Annotated in this window: 15 protein-coding genes; 5 read left to right on the top strand and 10 right to left on the bottom strand. The window is 71.9% G+C overall.

Annotation, left to right across the window (positions count from 1 at the left end):
* Window positions 1-24: 24 nt before the first annotated feature.
* Entirely contained in the window at window positions 25-1,329 is a 1,305-nt protein-coding gene (locus ACFQU3_RS16190; RefSeq protein WP_385911567.1) for a hydroxyacid-oxoacid transhydrogenase, read from the bottom strand.
* A gap of 23 nt (window positions 1,330-1,352) precedes the next feature.
* On the opposite strand from ACFQU3_RS16190, the gene ACFQU3_RS16185 reads away from it, so the two are divergent.
* The 3 genes from ACFQU3_RS16185 (at window position 1,353) to ACFQU3_RS16175 (ending at window position 4,787) form a co-directional block, all read left to right on the top strand.
* Window positions 1,353-2,624, top strand: coding sequence for an NAD(P)/FAD-dependent oxidoreductase (locus ACFQU3_RS16185; RefSeq protein WP_385911565.1), 1,272 nt, complete (start codon window positions 1,353-1,355; stop codon window positions 2,622-2,624).
* Between the two features lie 65 nt (window positions 2,625-2,689).
* A complete protein-coding gene (locus tag ACFQU3_RS16180; RefSeq protein ID WP_385911563.1) occupies window positions 2,690-4,447 on the top strand; it encodes a sodium:solute symporter family protein in 1,758 nt (585 codons plus the stop codon).
* Between the two features lie 13 nt (window positions 4,448-4,460).
* Entirely contained in the window at window positions 4,461-4,787 is a 327-nt protein-coding gene (locus ACFQU3_RS16175; protein WP_385911561.1) for a hypothetical protein, read from the top strand.
* A 55-nt stretch (window positions 4,788-4,842) separates the two neighbouring features.
* Here ACFQU3_RS16175 and mutM read toward each other — a convergent pair whose 3' ends face one another.
* The 8 genes from mutM to ACFQU3_RS16135 all read right to left on the bottom strand — a co-directional run bounded on the left by mutM (window position 4,843) and on the right by ACFQU3_RS16135 (window position 12,650).
* Window positions 4,843-5,712, bottom strand: coding sequence for a bifunctional DNA-formamidopyrimidine glycosylase/DNA-(apurinic or apyrimidinic site) lyase (gene mutM, locus ACFQU3_RS16170; protein WP_385911559.1), 870 nt, complete (start codon window positions 5,710-5,712; stop codon window positions 4,843-4,845).
* 6 nt (window positions 5,713-5,718) lie between these two features.
* Window positions 5,719-6,552, bottom strand: coding sequence for a ribonuclease III (gene rnc / locus ACFQU3_RS16165; RefSeq protein ID WP_385911717.1), 834 nt, complete (start codon window positions 6,550-6,552; stop codon window positions 5,719-5,721).
* Window positions 6,553-6,604: 52 nt separating this feature from the next.
* Entirely contained in the window at window positions 6,605-6,799 is a 195-nt protein-coding gene (rpmF, locus tag ACFQU3_RS16160; RefSeq protein WP_045191645.1) for a 50S ribosomal protein L32, read from the bottom strand.
* A 1-nt stretch (window position 6,800) separates the two neighbouring features.
* Window positions 6,801-7,376 carry a YceD family protein gene (locus ACFQU3_RS16155; protein WP_385911557.1) on the bottom strand — a complete coding sequence of 192 codons (576 nt, stop codon included), beginning with the start codon at window positions 7,374-7,376 and terminating at the stop codon, window positions 6,801-6,803.
* 89 nt (window positions 7,377-7,465) lie between these two features.
* Window positions 7,466-7,954 (bottom strand): pantetheine-phosphate adenylyltransferase, encoded by a 489-nt coding sequence (coaD, locus tag ACFQU3_RS16150; RefSeq protein WP_385911555.1) that lies wholly within the window; start codon window positions 7,952-7,954, stop codon window positions 7,466-7,468.
* Window positions 7,955-8,028: 74 nt separating this feature from the next.
* Window positions 8,029-8,610, bottom strand: coding sequence for a 16S rRNA (guanine(966)-N(2))-methyltransferase RsmD (rsmD, locus tag ACFQU3_RS16145; protein ID WP_385911553.1), 582 nt, complete (start codon window positions 8,608-8,610; stop codon window positions 8,029-8,031).
* A gap of 1 nt (window position 8,611) precedes the next feature.
* Window positions 8,612-10,864, bottom strand: coding sequence for an ATP-dependent DNA helicase RecG (locus tag ACFQU3_RS16140; RefSeq protein WP_385911551.1), 2,253 nt, complete (start codon window positions 10,862-10,864; stop codon window positions 8,612-8,614).
* 4 nt (window positions 10,865-10,868) lie between these two features.
* A complete protein-coding gene (locus ACFQU3_RS16135; RefSeq protein ID WP_385911549.1) occupies window positions 10,869-12,650 on the bottom strand; it encodes a DAK2 domain-containing protein in 1,782 nt (593 codons plus the stop codon).
* Window positions 12,651-12,793: 143 nt separating this feature from the next.
* Between ACFQU3_RS16135 and ACFQU3_RS16130 the strand changes: the two genes are divergently transcribed.
* Together ACFQU3_RS16130 and rpmB are read left to right on the top strand one after the other, a co-directional pair.
* Window positions 12,794-13,570, top strand: coding sequence for a fructosamine kinase family protein (locus ACFQU3_RS16130; protein ID WP_385911547.1), 777 nt, complete (start codon window positions 12,794-12,796; stop codon window positions 13,568-13,570).
* A gap of 213 nt (window positions 13,571-13,783) precedes the next feature.
* Window positions 13,784-13,972, top strand: coding sequence for a 50S ribosomal protein L28 (gene rpmB, locus ACFQU3_RS16125; protein ID WP_020142801.1), 189 nt, complete (start codon window positions 13,784-13,786; stop codon window positions 13,970-13,972).
* 215 nt (window positions 13,973-14,187) lie between these two features.
* Here the strand turns inward: rpmB and thiL are convergent, their stop codons facing one another.
* A complete protein-coding gene (thiL, locus tag ACFQU3_RS16120) occupies window positions 14,188-15,189 on the bottom strand; it encodes a thiamine-phosphate kinase (protein ID WP_385911544.1) in 1,002 nt (333 codons plus the stop codon).
* Window positions 15,190-15,253: the final 64 nt, after the last annotated feature.

The raw sequence follows: 15,253 nt of genomic DNA, 5'->3' as shown, positions 1-15,253 counted from the left end.
CCACCCTGCCCCCGCGTCGAGTGGCTATTCCCACAGCTGGAGCGAACGCGTGACGATCCCCGCCAGGTCGTCGGCACCCACCGCGCGCGGGCTCGTCGCGAGCAGGCGCTGCTGCTTGAGCGCGCCCTCGACGAGGTCGTGGACATCTCCCTCGTCGTAGCCGACGGCCGCGAGCCCGTTGGGCATGCCGATGTCGCGCATGAGGTCGACGAGGACCCCGGGCAGGACGTCGCGCGGCTCGCCAGACCAGCGCGGGCCCTGGCCTGGCTGGCCGGGCTCGAGCAGCCGGGCGGCCGCGAGGTAACGGTCCGGGTCGGCCTCGAACGTCCAGCGGAACGCCTCCGGCGCGGTCAGGGCGACGGCCATGCCGTGCGGCACCATCGGCTCGTCGCTCGGGTAGCCCTCGGGGTGGAAGTCCCGCACGCGTCCCGCGACCGGATAGGCGATCGCGTGCGGCAGATGGACGCCGGCGTTGCCGAAGCCGAGGCCCGCGAACGTCGCCGCGAGCGCCATGTCACCTCGGGCCGACTCGTCGGAGCCGATGCGCACGGCTGTCCGGAAGGCCTTTGCCAACAAGGCCATCGCGCGCTCCGACCACAGGTCCGAGATGGGGTTGCTGCCGCAGTAGGGCACCCGCTCCCCCGGCTGCTTGCGTTCGAAGCTCGTGTACGGGCGCGCCGTCCAGCTCTCTAGCGCATGGTACAGGATGTCCATCCCGGCGCTGGCGGTGACGCCTGGGGGCTGGGTCGCCGTGAGGCGCGGGTCGACGACGGCGAGCGCCGGACGCAGCCGGGCATGGCTGATGCCCGTCTTGACCTTGAGAGAGAGCACGTCAAGGACGCAGATGGTCGTGCTCTCGGCCCCCGTCCCGGTCGTCGTCGGCACTGCCACCAGCGGTGCGAGGGGCCCGCCGGGTGCCCGACCGGCCCCGACCGGCACGTTGACGTACTCCATGAGCTCGCCACCGTCGGTGAGCAGCAGGTCGACGGCCTTGGCCGTGTCGATGGCGGATCCACCCCCGACCGCCACGAACCCGTCGAACGGCCCGTCGGCGCGGGCGCGGTCCAGCGCGGCGACGAGGCTGGCGTCGGTGGGCTCGACGTGCGCCGAGTCGTGCACGACGGCCTCGAGCCCGGCGGCCCGGATGCCCTCGGCCACCCGGTCGGGCCAGCCGGTGGCGAGGACGCCGGGGTCGGTCACGACGAGAACCCGTGTCGCGCCGAGCACCCGCAGATCGTGCCCGACCTCGTCAGCGGACCCCGGCCCGAACTTCAGCTGCGGCGCGCCGTAGGTGAACACGGCCTCCGGGTTCGCGGGCAACCACGTCATGCGACCACCCTAGGGTGGGGACCATGGCAGCCCAGGGGAGCGGGATCCTCGTCGTCGGCGCCGGACAGGCCGGCATCTCGCTCGTCACGGCGCTGCGTGAGCTCGGGGACCCCACCCCCGTGGTGCTCGTCGGCGACGAGCCCGAGCCGCCCTACGAGCGACCACCGCTGTCGAAGAGCTACCTGCGCGGTGAGCACGACCGCGCCTCCCTCGTCTTCCGGGACAGGAGGTGGTTCGCCGAGCACGGCGTCGAGCTCGTCACGGGTGACGCGGTCGTCGACCTCGACCGCGGGGCCTCGGGAGGGCGCGCCACCACAGCCTCGGGACGAGTCATCACGTTCGAGCGTCTCGCGCTGACGACGGGTGCCACGAACCGGCTCCTGCCCGTCGACGGCGCCGCTCTCGACGGTGTCCACGCGGTGCGCACGCTCGCCGATGCCGACCGGCTCGCCCCCGAGCTGTTGCGTGCGCGCCGGGTCGTCGTGGTCGGTGGTGGCTTCATCGGGCTCGAGATCGCCGCGGGGGCGCGAGCCCTCGGCAGCGAGGTCACCGTCGTCGAGGCGACCGACCGGCTCCTCGCCCGCGCGGTGACCCCGACCCTGTCCGAGTTCGTTCGCGAGGCGCACGAACGTCGCGGCACGCAGATCCTGTTGAGCGCCAGTGCAGTCCGTGTCCACGGTGACGGATCCCGTGCGTCGGGCGTGGAGCTCGCCGACGGCACGACGCTTTCTGCCGACGTCGTCGTCGTCGGCATCGGGGTCCTGCCACGCACGGAGCTCGCCGAGCGGCTCGGGCTCCTCGTCGAGCCGCAAGGCATCGTCGTCGACGCGCAGGCCCGCACGTCCGACGGTGTGACGGTTGCGGCGGGTGACTGCACGGTCGGCCCGAACCCCTTCACCCGTGGGGTCCCCGGCCCCACACGCCTCGAGAGCGTGCCGCACGCGACCGACCAGGCGCGCGCGGCCGCGGCGACCCTCGCCGGTCACCCGACGGCATACGACCAGGTGCCGTGGTTCTGGAGCGACCAGGGCGACCTCCGTCTGCAGATGGCTGGGTTGCCCGCTGGCGCTGACCGCGTCGTCGTCCGGGGCGACGTTGCAGCAGAACGCTTCTCGGTGCTCAGCTACCGGGAAGGAGTGCTCCTCGCCGTCGAGTCGGTCGACAGCAGCGCGGACTACGTTGCCGTGAAACGCGCGCTCGAGAAGGGCATGACGATCGATGCCGACGCGGCCACAGATGCCGCGGTCCCTCTCAAACGGCTCATCACCGGGGCACACGCCGCACCATCGTCCTGACGCGCCGCGCCCGGCACCCTGCGCTAGCGTGAATCGATCGATGCCCCAACGAAGGGACTGATCGCATGCACGCACTGGCGGGTCTGCCGACTGCGGACACCCTCATCGACGCCAATGCCGTCGACTACTTCATCATCGCGCTGTACTTCGTCTTCGTCCTCGGCATCGGGGTCATGGCGAGGCGGGCTGTCTCCGACTCCATCGACTTCTTCCTCTCGGGCCGGTCGCTGCCGGCCTGGGTCACCGGGCTCGCCTTCATCTCGGCGAACCTCGGTGCCGTCGAGATCATGGGCATGTCGGCCAACGGGGCCGAGCTCGGCATCTCGACCGTCCACTACTTCTGGGTCGGCGCCATCCCCGCCATGCTCTTCCTCGGGGTCGTGATGATGCCGTTCTACTACGGCTCGAAGGTGCGCTCGGTCCCCGAGTTCATGTTCCGGCGCTTCGGCACCGGCGCCCACCTCGTCAACGCCCTCAGCTTCGCGCTCGCCCAGCTGCTCATCGCCGGCGTCAACCTCTACCTGCTCGGCTCGATCGTGCACGCCCTCCTCGGCTGGCCGCTCTGGGTCGCCCTGCTCGTCGCGGCCGCGATCGTGCTGTCGTACATCACGCTCGGCGGCCTCTCCGCGGCGATCTACAACGAGGTGCTCCAGTTCTTCGTAATCGTCGCGGCGCTGCTGCCCCTCACGCTCATCGGTCTGCACCGCGTCGGCGGCTACCAGGGGCTCAAGGACAAGGTCGCCGAGTTCGCGGCCTCGGCCCCCGCCTCGGCTGCGGTCCCGCCTGCCGGGCAGCAGCTCGAGTCGTGGCCCGGCCAGGCCCTGTCGGGCTTCGATTCGCCGGTCTGGTCCGTCGTCGGCATCGTCTTCGGCCTCGGCTTCGTGCTCTCCTTCGGCTACTGGACGACGAACTTCGTCGAGGTCCAGCGCGCCATGGCCTCCAACTCCATCTCGGCGGCGCGCAAGACCCCGATCATCGGCGCCTTCCCCAAGATGTTCGTCCCGTTCATCGTCATCCTTCCCGGCATGGTCGCCGCAGTCCTCGTCAAGGAGATCGCCGAGCTCAAGGGAGGCGGTTCACCGCCCGGCGGCGCGTCCGGAGAGGGCGTCAAGTACAACGACGCCCTGCTGCTGCTCATGCGTGACGTGCTGCCAAACGGCCTGCTCGGCGTCGCCATCGCCGGCCTGCTCGCCGCGTTCATGGCCGGTATGGCCGCCAACATCTCGGCGTTCAACACGGTCTTCAGCTACGACCTCTGGCAGCGCTACATCCGCAAGAACCACGCCGACGACTACTACCTCCGCATCGGCCGGCTCGCCACCGTGGCGGCCACGGTCATCGCCATCGGCACGGCCGTCGTCGCGAGCTCGTTCAGCAACGTCATGGACTACCTCCAGACGCTGTTCGGCTTCTTCAACGCGCCGCTCTTCGCGACGTTCATCCTCGGCATGTTCTGGAAGCGCATGACGGCGACCGCCGGCTGGGTCGGGCTCTCGGCCGGCACGCTCTCGGCCGTGCTCGTGGCCTTCCTCACCGAGGACGCCTTCGGAGACGTCAGCCTCGGGGTCATCCCCATCGGCGGCCAGGGTGCCGCCTTCCTCGCGGCGTCGGCGGCCTTCGTCGTCGACATCGCGCTGAGCATCGTCGTGTCGCTCCTGACCCAGCCGAAGCCGGCGTCCGAGCTGCGCGGCCTCGTCTACTCCGAGACGCCCAAGGAGGACCTCGTCGACCCGCTCGAGTCGCGCCTGCCGTGGTACCAGCGCACCATCCCTCTCGCCGGAGTCGCGCTCGTCCTCGTCATCATCCTCAACCTGGCCTTCTGAGAGGAGCGCCGACATGACCGACCCCGAGCTCAGCGCGCCCGACCCCGACGACACCAGGCTCACCCGGCACACCGCGGGCGCCTTCGACATCCGCAACTTCATCGGCGCCCTCATCGGCATCTACGGCGTGGTCCTCACGCTCATGGGGCTCTTCGGCGACAGGGCGTACGAGAAGACGGGTGGCGTCAACGCCAACCTGTGGGCAGGCCTCGTCATGCTCGTCGTGGGTGCTGCGTTCATGACGTGGGCGCGCCTGCGGCCGATCATCGTGCCGAACGACGTCGGGCGCGTGCTCGACGACCCGACGCGTCCGGCGCCGAGGCGCCGCGGCGATCACTGAGCCGCCGCAACGGCCGCGCCCGCCGTTCGCCCGCCCGTCCGCAGGCCGTCCGCCGTCACCGGACGGTCGACAGGCCGTGGCTTCGCGGTCGGGGCTGGCAGACGGGACACGAGAACGACGAGCGGTTCATGAACTGCTCGCGGCGCATCGTCGTGCCGCATCGGTCGCACGGCGTGCCCGCGCGGCCGTATGCGTGCAGTGACCGGTCGAAGTAGCCGCTCGCCCCGTTGACGTTGACGTAGAGGGAGTCGAAGCTCGTCCCACCGTGTCCGAGCGCCTCGGCCATGACGTCGCGGGCGTGGTCGAGGATGCGGGCCAGCGTCGGCCTGGTGAGTGTGGAGCAGAGCCGCTCGCCGTGCACCTTCGCGCGCCACAACGCCTCGTCGGCGTAGATGTTGCCGATGCCCGAGACGAGTGACTGGTCGAGCAGGGCGCGCTTGACGGCGCTGTCGCGCCGCTTCATCCGACGCACGACGGCAGCCTGGTCGTAGGCGGCCTCGAACGGGTCGGGCGCGATGTGGGCGACCGCCTCGGGAATGCCGTCGGGTCCCAGCGGTGAGAGCGCGAGTCCGCCGAAGGTGCGTTGGTCGACGAACCGCAGCTGCGGCCCGTCGTCCGCGAAGTCGAACCGGGCGTGACAGTGTTTCTCGAGCGGCGCCTCGGCCGGCTCGACGAGCATCTGCCCGCTCATCCCGAGGTGGACGATGAGGGCGTCCTCGCCGTCGAGGGCGAGCCAGAGGTACTTGCCGCGGCGGGAGGCGGCGGTCACGGTGACGTCGTGGAGGCGGGCGGCGAGGTCGTCGGGTCCGGCGTCGTGACGGCGGGCCACGCGCACACCCGTGATGCGGGCGCGGCTCACGTGCCGGCCCACGACGTGGCTCTCGAGGCCACGCCGGACGACCTCGACCTCGGGAAGCTCCGGCACGCCTGCTCAGGCCTGGCGCGAGGCCTCGGGCGAGACCTGGGACGCGCGGCCGCCGGCGGACCCGTTGGACGCCGTCTTCGACGACGTGTCGGACAGGGTGCTGGACGCCGGGTTCGAGGCACCGGTGGGTGCGCCGTCGGTGCGGCGGCCGTCGAGCGTGTGCCACGCCTCCTTGGCGGCCTTCTGCTCGGCTTCCTTCTTCGAACGGCCACGTCCCTCGCCGAGGACCTCCTCGCCGACGACGACGCGGGCGTGGAACTCCTTCTCGTGGTCGGGACCCTGCTCCCCGACGCGGTACTCGGGCGACCCGAGCGCGGCACCGGCCGCCATCTCCTGAAGACTCGTCTTCCAGTCGAGGCCGGCGCCGAGTGTCGCCGCCTCCTCGATGAGTGGGTCGAAGTGGTGGTGCACGAAGCGGGCAGCATCGTCGATGTCGGTGGACAGGAACACGGTGCCGATGAGTGCCTCGAGCGTGTCGGCGAGGATCGAGGCCTTGTCGCGTCCGCCCGTGGCCTCCTCGCCCTTGCCGAGCATGACGAACTCGCCGAGCTCGAAGGTGCGCGCGACCTCGGCGAGCGCCCGCATGTTGACGACGGCCGCGCGCAGCTTGGCCAGCTGGCCCTCGGCGAGGTCCGGGTGCTCGCGGTACAGCGTCTCGGTCACGACGAGGCCCAGCACCGAGTCACCGAGGAACTCGAGGCGCTCGTTGTTGGGCAGTCCGCCGTTCTCGTAGGCGTACGAGCGGTGCGTCAGGGCACGCAGCAGCAGCGGCTCGTCGATGTCCTGGCCGACCACCTCACGAAGGTGGGCGATCAGAGCATCGACGGGCCGCTGCGGCACGGCGGGAACACCCCCAGCGTCAACGCCGCTCACGGGGCTGCTCACGGGGTGATCAGGCCTGGTGCTCGGTGCGCTCGGCGACGGCGTAGTGACGGCCCTTGTACGTGCCGCACGACGGGCACGCGATGTGCGGCTGGGCAGCCGCACCGCACTGGGGGCACGTGGTGAGCGTCGTCGGCGTTGCCTTCCAGTTCGCGCGACGCGAACGGGTGTTGGAGCGCGACATCTTCCGCTTCGGGACAGCCACGTCAGTTCCTCTTCTCTTGCGGGTCGTTCCCCAGCAGTCCGCTGAGGGACGACCACCTCGGGTCGATCACTTCATGTTGGTGGTCCGGGTCCTCCGCGAGGCGCATCCCACACTCGGAACACAACCCCGGGCAGTCCGGCCGACACACTGGTTTGAACGGCAGAGCCGGCACGACAGCGTCCCGGAGCACAGGCTCGAGGTCGATGAGGTCACCGACCAGCTCGTGCACCTCGTCCTCGTCCGAGTCGGCTCCCACCTCGTGGTGGTGCGCCGCCCGGTCGGCGTAGGCGAACAGCTCCTGGAAGCTCCCGTCGACAACGAGCTCGACGGGATCCAGGCACCGCACGCAGGCGCCGGTCGCCGTGCCACTGACCGAACCCGTCACGAGGACGCCCTCCACGACGGACTCGAGCCGCACCTCGACGTCGACCGGGGACCCGGCCGTGATCGAGATGACGTCGGTGCCGAGGTCGTCGGGCAACGTCACCGTGCGCTGGAGCTCCTGCATCGTGCCCGGTCGCCGGTTGAGCTCCCTGGTGTCGAGCACCAGTGGAGAACGGGGATCGGGACGGGCCATGACTCCTGCGCACAGTAGATGGTTCGGCCCGCGCCAAGACGGACGTGGACCGACCTCCAAGGTTACCGGAGCGGACCCCTGCGCCCAAATCAGCCCAGACGTTCGCGCAGCGCGGCCAGAACGGGGTCCGGGACGAGGCCGCTGACGTCGCCGCCGTACCGCACGACCTCCTTGACGAGCGAGCTCGACACGTGCTGGAGCGTCGGGTCGGCTGCGATGAAGAGCGTCTCGACGCCCGTCAGGTGATGGTTCATGTGGGCCATCGGCAGCTCGTAGGCGAAGTCGGTCCCACCGCGCAGGCCCTTGACCATCGAGGCCGCACCCACCTCACGACACACGTCGACGACGAGAGTGCCACCCCATGAACCGATGCGGACGTTGGGCAGGTGGCCGACCGACTGCTCGATCAGCGCCGTGCGCTCCTCGACGGTGAAGGTCCCATGCTTGCCCGGGTTGTGCAGGATCGCGACGACGACCTCGTCGAACAACCGGCTCGCCCGGGTCACCACGTCGACGTGCCCGTTGGTGACAGGGTCGTAGGAACCGGGGCACACACACCGGCGCGCATCACTCGTCACGCGCCCAACCTACCGTCCGGGCGCATCGGACCGCGCAGCCGACGCCTCTGCCTCCGCGCGGGTCGTTGCCCGCCTCAGGCGACGACATCGCTGGGCCGCGGCTCGGCGAACCACATGGTGGTCTCCCCGTAGCGCTTCTCCCCCGACAGCTCGAGCCCGTCGGGCCAGGTCGGCTGGGGCGAACGGCTGGAACGCTCGACGACGACGAACGCCTCCGGGGCGAGCCACTCCTTCTCGACGAGACATGCCAGCACGGCGGCCAGGGCCTCCTCGGCGACGTCATAGGGCGGGTCGAGCAGGACGAGGTCCATCCGGGCACCGGCCGGGGGTCCGGCCGCGAGCGCCCGCTCGACGGTGTCGGTGAGCAGCCGCACGTGCGGGTGCCCCACGACGCCGATGTTGGCGCGGATGACCTTGGCGGCGGACTTGTGCGACTCGACGAGCAGCACGAGAGCGGCGCCGCGGCTCGCTGCCTCGAGCCCGAGCGCGCCCGAGCCGGCATACAGGTCGAGCACCTTCGTGCCGTCGAGCAGCCCGCGGTGCTCGAGGCGGCTGAAGAGGGCCTCGCGGACTCTGTCGGACGTAGGTCTCGTCAACGAGCCAGAGAGAGTCTGGAGCTTCCTGCCGCCGGCACTGCCGCTGATGATGCGCGTCATCTCAGCCCCGCTCGAGCCAGGCGGCCTGGTCCTCGTCGAGGCGCGTCGCGACAGCAGCCGCGAGCGCCGGGTGGCCGCGCAGGTCCGGGTCGTCGGCGACGAGCGCGAACGCGTCCTCGCGGGCGTCGGCGATGATCTGCTCGTCCTCGACCCGTCCGAGCCGCAGGTGGCGCACGGAGTTGCCGCGCCCGCTCTGACGAGCCCCGAGGACGTCTCCCTCACGGCGCAGGACGAGGTCGGCCCGGGCGAGCTCGAAGCCGTCGTTGGTGGCCGCGACCTGGTCGAGGCGCTCGAGGGCTCGCTCGCCCGCCTCCTGGGTCATGAGCAGGCAGAGCCCCGGCACCGAGCCGCGCCCGACACGGCCGCGCAGCTGGTGCAGCTGGGAGATGCCGAACCGGTCGGCGTCGACGACGACCATGACGGACGCGTTGGGCACGTCGACGCCGACCTCGATGACGGTCGTCGCGACGAGGACGTCGATCTCGCCCGCGGAGAACGCCCGCATGGTCGCGTCCTTGGCGTCCGCGTCCAGCCGGCCGTGGAGCACCTCGATCCGGAGGCCCTCGAGGGCCGGCGTGGCGCGCAGCGTGCTGAGCATGGCGTAGACGCCGGTCAGCTCACGCTCCGCAGCGTCGCCGTCGTCGTCGCCGCCCCAGTCGTCCCAGCCCGCGTCCTCGTCGGACGAGTCGTCGGCTGAGTCGCGCAGGCTTGCGGCCCCCGTGGTCGCGTCGTCGTCGACGTCACCGATGCGCGGGCACACGACGTACGCCTGGTGTCCCTTCGCGACCTCCTCGGCCACCCGTTGCCACGTGCGCTCGACCCAGCCGGGCCGGTCCGCGTCGACGACGTGCGTCGCGATCGCGGAACGGCCCTTGGGCAGCTCGCGCAGCGTCGAGGTCTCCATGTCGCCGAAGACCGTCATGGCGACCGTGCGCGGGATCGGCGTGGCTGTCATGACCAACACGTGTGGCGGGCGGATACCCTTCTCGCGCAACGCGTCTCGCTGCTCCACGCCGAAGCGGTGCTGCTCGTCGACGACGACGAGGGCCAGGTCGGCGAACTGCACGTGCTTCTGGATGAGCGCGTGCGTGCCGACGACGATGCCGGCTTCACCGGAGGCCGCGTCGAGCAGGGCGCGCCGGCGGGCACCGGCGCTCTGGCTTCCGGTGAGCAGGGCCACGGTCGTGCCGAACTCGGCGCCACCGAGCATCCCGCCCTGGGCGAGGTCGCCGAGCATCGTCGTGATCGACCTGTGGTGCTGCGCGGCGAGGACCTCGGTCGGTGCGAGGAGCGCCGCCTGACCACCCGCGTCGATGGCGGCCAGCATGGCGCGCAGCGCGACGACGGTCTTGCCCGAGCCGACCTCGCCCTGCAGCAGCCGGTGCATCGGGCGGTCGGAGGCCAGCTCGGACGCAAGCACCTCACCCACCTCCAGCTGACCTGCCGTGAGCTCGAACGGCAGCCGCGCGTCGAAGGCGGCGAGCAGGCCACCGGGCCGCGGGGGCCGGGGCGTCGCGAGCTCGGACTCTGCGGCCTTGCGGCGCTGGGCGAGGATCGTCTGCAGGACGAACGCCTCGTCGTACTTCAGGCGCTCGAGCCCGCGCGAGGGGAGGTCGTCGACGGCGGGTCGGTGGACCAGCTCCAGGGCGACCGCACGGTCGACGAGACCGCGCGCTGCGCGTACGTCGTCGGGCACGGGTTCGCGGATGCGGTCCACGGTGTCGAGCGCCGTGTGCACAAGCTTGCGCAGTCGAAGCGAGTTGAGCTTGCCGGTCGTGGAGTACACCGGAACCCGGTGGGTGCGGTACCACTCGACGGCGGCTTCGCCCTGCTCGTCGTCCTCGAAGAGCTCGTACTCGGGGTGGGTCAGCTGCAGGCGCCGTCCGTAGGCGCCGATCGTGCCGACGAAGAAGCCGCGCACGCCCGGGAGGAGCTTCTTCTCGTGGCCGTAGGCGTTGAAGAACGTCACGTCGAGCTCGTTGCCTCGATCGTCGCCGATGGCGACGGTGAGCATCTTGCCGCGCCGGTTGCGCATGGCGCGCGACGACGCGCTCTTCACCTCGGCGACGACGAGGACGTCCTCGCCGACGTGGACCGACGACAGGTCGGTGAGCTGGCCGGGCCGGACGTAGCGGCGCGGCACGAACTCGAAGAGGTCACCGACGCTCTGGATGCCCTTCGTGCGGGCGAGCTGTTCGGCATCGGGCTTCTTGAGCAGCTTGGTCAGGGGTGAGTCCTCGGTCAGTGCTGGCACGGCGTCACTCCACCCCGAGCAGCACGGAGTAGACCGCCTGCCCCCCGTCGATGAGGGAGACCTCGATCCCGTGGTGGGCGCCGCGCGCTTCGTCGCTGACGGCGTCGAGCAGGCCCTCCGGCGCGTCGAGCCCGGCGACGACGGTGACGAGCTCGCCGCCACTGCCGAGGAGGCGACGCACGACCTCACGTGCGACGTCGAGCTGGTCGGAGCCGACGATGACGACGTCGCCGTCGACGACGCCCAGGACGTCGCCGGGACGACACGGCCCACCGCTGGTCAACGCCGCGCGGTTGGCGACGGTGACGGCACCGTGGCGCGTGGCTGAGGCGGCCGCCTGCATCGCGAGCACGTTGGAGGCCGACGGCGCGGTCGGCTCGAAGACGGCGAGGGCCGCGATTCCCTGCACGGCAGTGCGCACGTGGACGACGTGGGCCTCGATGCCGTCGTCGGCGGCAGCCCGGACGGCCGCCGCGGCCGCGAGGAGCGTGTCACCGTCGTTGGGCAGCACGACGACGCCGGAGGCACCCTTGGCGTGCTGCTCGCGAATGGCGTCGATGAGGCCCCCGGTCGAGGCGCGACGACCAGGACCCGAGCGCACGACGACCGCGCCGGCCTCCTCGAAGAGAGCCTCGAGCCCCACACCGGCCGCGCACGCGACGATGGCCGTCCCTGCGGGTGCATCCGGGGCCTGCCCATGGGCGTGGTGGAGGCGGTCGTCGAGTCGGTGGTCCTCGACGAGCCGGGTGATGCGCACGCGGTGTGGGCGGCCGGCCTCGATGCCTGCCTCGACCGCGGCACCCGCGTCGTCGACGTGGGCGTGGACGTTCCACTCGCCGTCACCCCCGACGACGAGCACGGAGTCGCCGAGCTCGACGAGGCGGTGGCGCAAGGCCTCGATGGCGTCGTCGTCGGAGTCGCGCAGGAGGTACATGACCTCGAACTCGGGGATGCCGTCGCCGCCGTCGACGGTGGGTCGAGCAGCCGTGAGGGCGGCACTCGCCGTGTCGGGTCGCAGCCGGGCGCGGCGGTCGGTCGAGTCCGAGCCGGAGCTGGCGCGCTGGCCGGCACACACCCGCTCGAGGCACTCGAGGAGGACGACGAGACCTGCTCCGCCGGCGTCGACGACCCCGGCCCGGGCCAGGACCTCGAGCTGCTCGGGTGTGCGCTCGAGGGCCTCGCGCGAGGCCTGCAGGGCGGCGAGCGCGACGGTGTGAACGTCGACGTCGAGGCCGCCCGAGGCGGCGGGGGCGCCCGAGGCGGCGGGGGCGCGCGAGGCGGCGGGGGCGCGCGAGGCGGCGGCACCGCCCGAGGCCGCACGGGTCGCCGCCTCCGCCATGGCGCTGGCCACCGAGAGGATGGTGCCCTCCTTGGGGTCGGTCACGGCCTGGCGCGCACGCGACTCGGCGTGCCGCAGGCCCTCGGCGAGCACTCGTCCGCCGATCTCGTCGGACCCGGCGCACCCCTCGGCCAGCCCGCGGGCGAGCTGGCTGAGGATGACGCCGGAGTTGCCCCGCGCCGTCCAGAGCAGGTGCTTGGCGAAGACCGCGAGCAAGGCGTCGGCGGTCGTCACGTCCTGAGCGGCCAGCGTCCGCTCGACCGCACCGTCGAAGGTCAGGTAGAGGTTCGTGCCGGTGTCGCCGTCGGGGACCGGGAAGACGTTCAGGGCGTCGATCTCGGCACGACGGGCGGCGAAGAGCGAGCGCGTCAGCACGGCCCAGCGGCGCACGGCGACAAGGTCGAGCACCGTCAGGGGCCCGTCGGGCGGCGGCGCGTCGCCGGGCATCGGTCCTCCTGGCTCGTCGTGCTGGGAATCGGGCTCGCCGATGCTCGGCAGGCTAGCGCCTCCCCCAGACGGTCGCATGCACCGGACTGGTGCGGCGCTGCTCGTCGCCCGCCGCGCGGCCCGGTCGGGCTACCTTGGGCCGTGTGTCGAGCGCCTCCACCGCCCACCACCGCAAGTCGTGGCCCAGCGCCCCGCCCGGCTTCTACGAGGTCGAGGCCGCGGGGCTGCGCTGGCTGGCCGAGGCGCAGCCTCTTGGCGGCGCTCGCGTCGTGGAGGTCCGGGACGTCGCTCCCGACCACATCGACCTGGCTCGCCTCCACCCAGCCCGGCCCACCCCCGAGGCTGCCGAGGCTCTCGGGCGCGCCCTCGCGGTCACGCACGGCATGGGCGCCCCGGCATTCGGCTCTCCCCCGCCCTCCTGGACGGGCGACTCGTGGATCGGGCGGCAGCCCCAGCGCAACGACCCGACTCCGACGTGGGGCCTCTTCTACGCCGAGCAGCGGGTGCGCCCCTTCGTGCGCCGCGCCGTCGACCGTGGCCATCTCGATCCCGACGGCGCCCGGATCGTCGACCGGGTCTGCGACCGCCTCGCGGCCGGCGACTTCGACGACGACCGCCCGCCCGCCCGTGTCCACGGCGACCTGTGGTCCGGGAACGTCCTGTTCACCCGCGACGGAGCGGTGCTCATCGACCCGGCCGCGCACGGTGGGCACGGCCTCACCGATCTGGCGATGCTCGCCCTGTTCGGCTGCCCCGGGCTGGACCTCATCGGCGCGGCGTACGAGCAGGTCGCGGGCCTCACACCGGGCTGGCGAGCGCTCATCGAGCTGCACCAGCTGCACCCGCTCGCGACCCACGCCTCGTCGCACGGCCCGGCGTATGCCGCCCAGCTCGTCGATGCGGCCCGCGCCTTCGTCTGAGGCTCCGGGGAGGCTCGGGGGAGGCTCCGGTGGAGGCCCGGGGGAGGCTCCCGCGCCAGCCGCCCCGGCCGTTTTGTCGTCCCGGCGGCTCGTCGGCTACTCTTGACCGGTTCCCCCCGTACACCTCGGGGTGACGCGCGCCTTGGTGTGCGTCGGCCCCGACTCAGTGGTGGAGCTCAGCACTTCGTCAACATCGAATTTCAGGAGATACCCGTGGCTGCCAACTGCGACGTCTGCGGCAAGGGACCGAGCTTCGGTCACAACATCTCGCACTCGCACCGCCGCACCAAGCGCCGCTGGAACCCCAACATCCAGCGCGTTCGGACGCTGGTGGACGGTGTGACGCCGAAGCGACTCAACGTCTGCACCTCCTGCCTCAAGGCGGGCAAGGTCGTTCGCTGAACGTCCCTCACCAACGCTGAAGGCCGGTCCCTCGGGACCGGCCTTTTTCGTGCCCTCGGGGCTGCGGGTTCGACCGCATACCTCGAACCGCTCGGGGCGCGGCCGGTCGAGGTGAGCTCTCGCGGCAGGGCCCGACGGACAACCTCGAACGGGACACCTCGACCCGCGGAGAGAGGTGCAAGGTCGTCAACGGCTCACGGGTGGGCCGGACGCGGTCAGGAGCCGCTGAAGTGGTCCCAGCCGGTGTGCATGACGACCTCACCGGCGACGAGGATCCCGGGCTCCTCCCCCTCTGCGGGAGCGCGGACGCGCCCGAGCGCGCGCCACCCGTCGGGCAGCACGTCGGCCGGGAACGTGGCGAGGAGCGAGTGCTCCTCACCGCCGGCCAGCACGCAGTCGAGCGCGGCCTCGGCGCCCAGCACGTCAGTGAGCACCTCGACGAAGGGCGCGAGCTGCGCGGGGTCGAGATCGATGACGACGCCGCTCGACCGGGCGATGCGACCCCCGTCACGGAGCAGGCCGTCGCTGAGGTCGAGCATCGACGTGGCTCCCGCCTCTGCCGCTGCCGGGCCGGCGGCCAGGGACGGCTCGGGGCGGCGTTGACGGGCCACAGCCTGCGGGTGGCGGCCCTCGTGACCGGTCTGCAGCAGACGCAGACCGGCGTCGGCGAGGCCCAGCGACCCGTAGACCGCGAGGACGTCGCCGTCGCGCGCCCCGGAGCGCAGCACCGGCTCGCCGTCGAGTCGGCCGAGCGCCGTCACCGACACCATGACGACGCCGGCGGGCGCCGACGACAGGTCGCCACCGAGCACGGCGACCTTCGCAGCGGCGCAGGCATCGGCGAGGCCGGCCACGAGGTCGAGGACCCACTCGAGCGACAGCTCGGGGTCGGCGACGAGCGTCACGAGGATGCCGGTCGGGTGCCCGCCCATGGCCGCGACGTCGGCGAGGTTCTGGGCGATGACCTTGTGGCCGACGTCGGCGCCCGAGGACCACGCGTCGAGCCAGTCGCGGCCGAGCACGACCGTGTCGGTCGTCGCGATCGTGCGCTCGGTGGTGCGCAGCACGGCGGCGTCGTCACCGGGCGCGACGAGCAGCTCGTCGGTCACCCCGTAGGCCGGCAGGATCCGCGCGAGCAGCTGGTCCTCGTCGAGCGACCGCAGCGGCGTGCCGCCCGTCATCATCGGCCCACGCTGGAGCCGCTGCCCGTTCGGCACGGATCACACACCCTTTCGGTGACGGCCGCTTGACGGGCCCGGTTTCCATGGGACGTGAGGCCCC

Origin of the sequence: Terrabacter sp. GCM10028922, from assembly GCF_042666095.1 — a bacterium.
In the GTDB taxonomy this organism is placed as follows: Bacteria; Actinomycetota; Actinomycetes; order Actinomycetales; family Dermatophilaceae; genus Terrabacter.
This window is presented reverse-complemented; position numbering and strand designations above follow the sequence as displayed.

Bases quoted from the DNA above. Each gene is read 5' to 3' on its own strand.
- ACFQU3_RS16155 (WP_385911557.1), bottom strand. From the start codon at position 7,376: ATGGCCCGTCCCGATCCCCGTTCTCCACTGGTGCTCGACACCAGGGAG.
- ACFQU3_RS16185 (WP_385911565.1), top strand. From the start codon at position 1,353: ATGGCAGCCCAGGGGAGCGGGATCCTCGTCGTCGGCGCCGGACAGGCC.
- ACFQU3_RS16175 (WP_385911561.1), top strand. From the start codon at position 4,461: ATGACCGACCCCGAGCTCAGCGCGCCCGACCCCGACGACACCAGGCTC.
- ACFQU3_RS16190 (WP_385911567.1), bottom strand. From the start codon at position 1,329: ATGACGTGGTTGCCCGCGAACCCGGAGGCCGTGTTCACCTACGGCGCG.
- rsmD (WP_385911553.1), bottom strand. From the start codon at position 8,610: ATGACGCGCATCATCAGCGGCAGTGCCGGCGGCAGGAAGCTCCAGACT.
- ACFQU3_RS16180 (WP_385911563.1), top strand. From the start codon at position 2,690: ATGCACGCACTGGCGGGTCTGCCGACTGCGGACACCCTCATCGACGCC.
- ACFQU3_RS16135 (WP_385911549.1), bottom strand. From the start codon at position 12,650: ATGCCCGGCGACGCGCCGCCGCCCGACGGGCCCCTGACGGTGCTCGAC.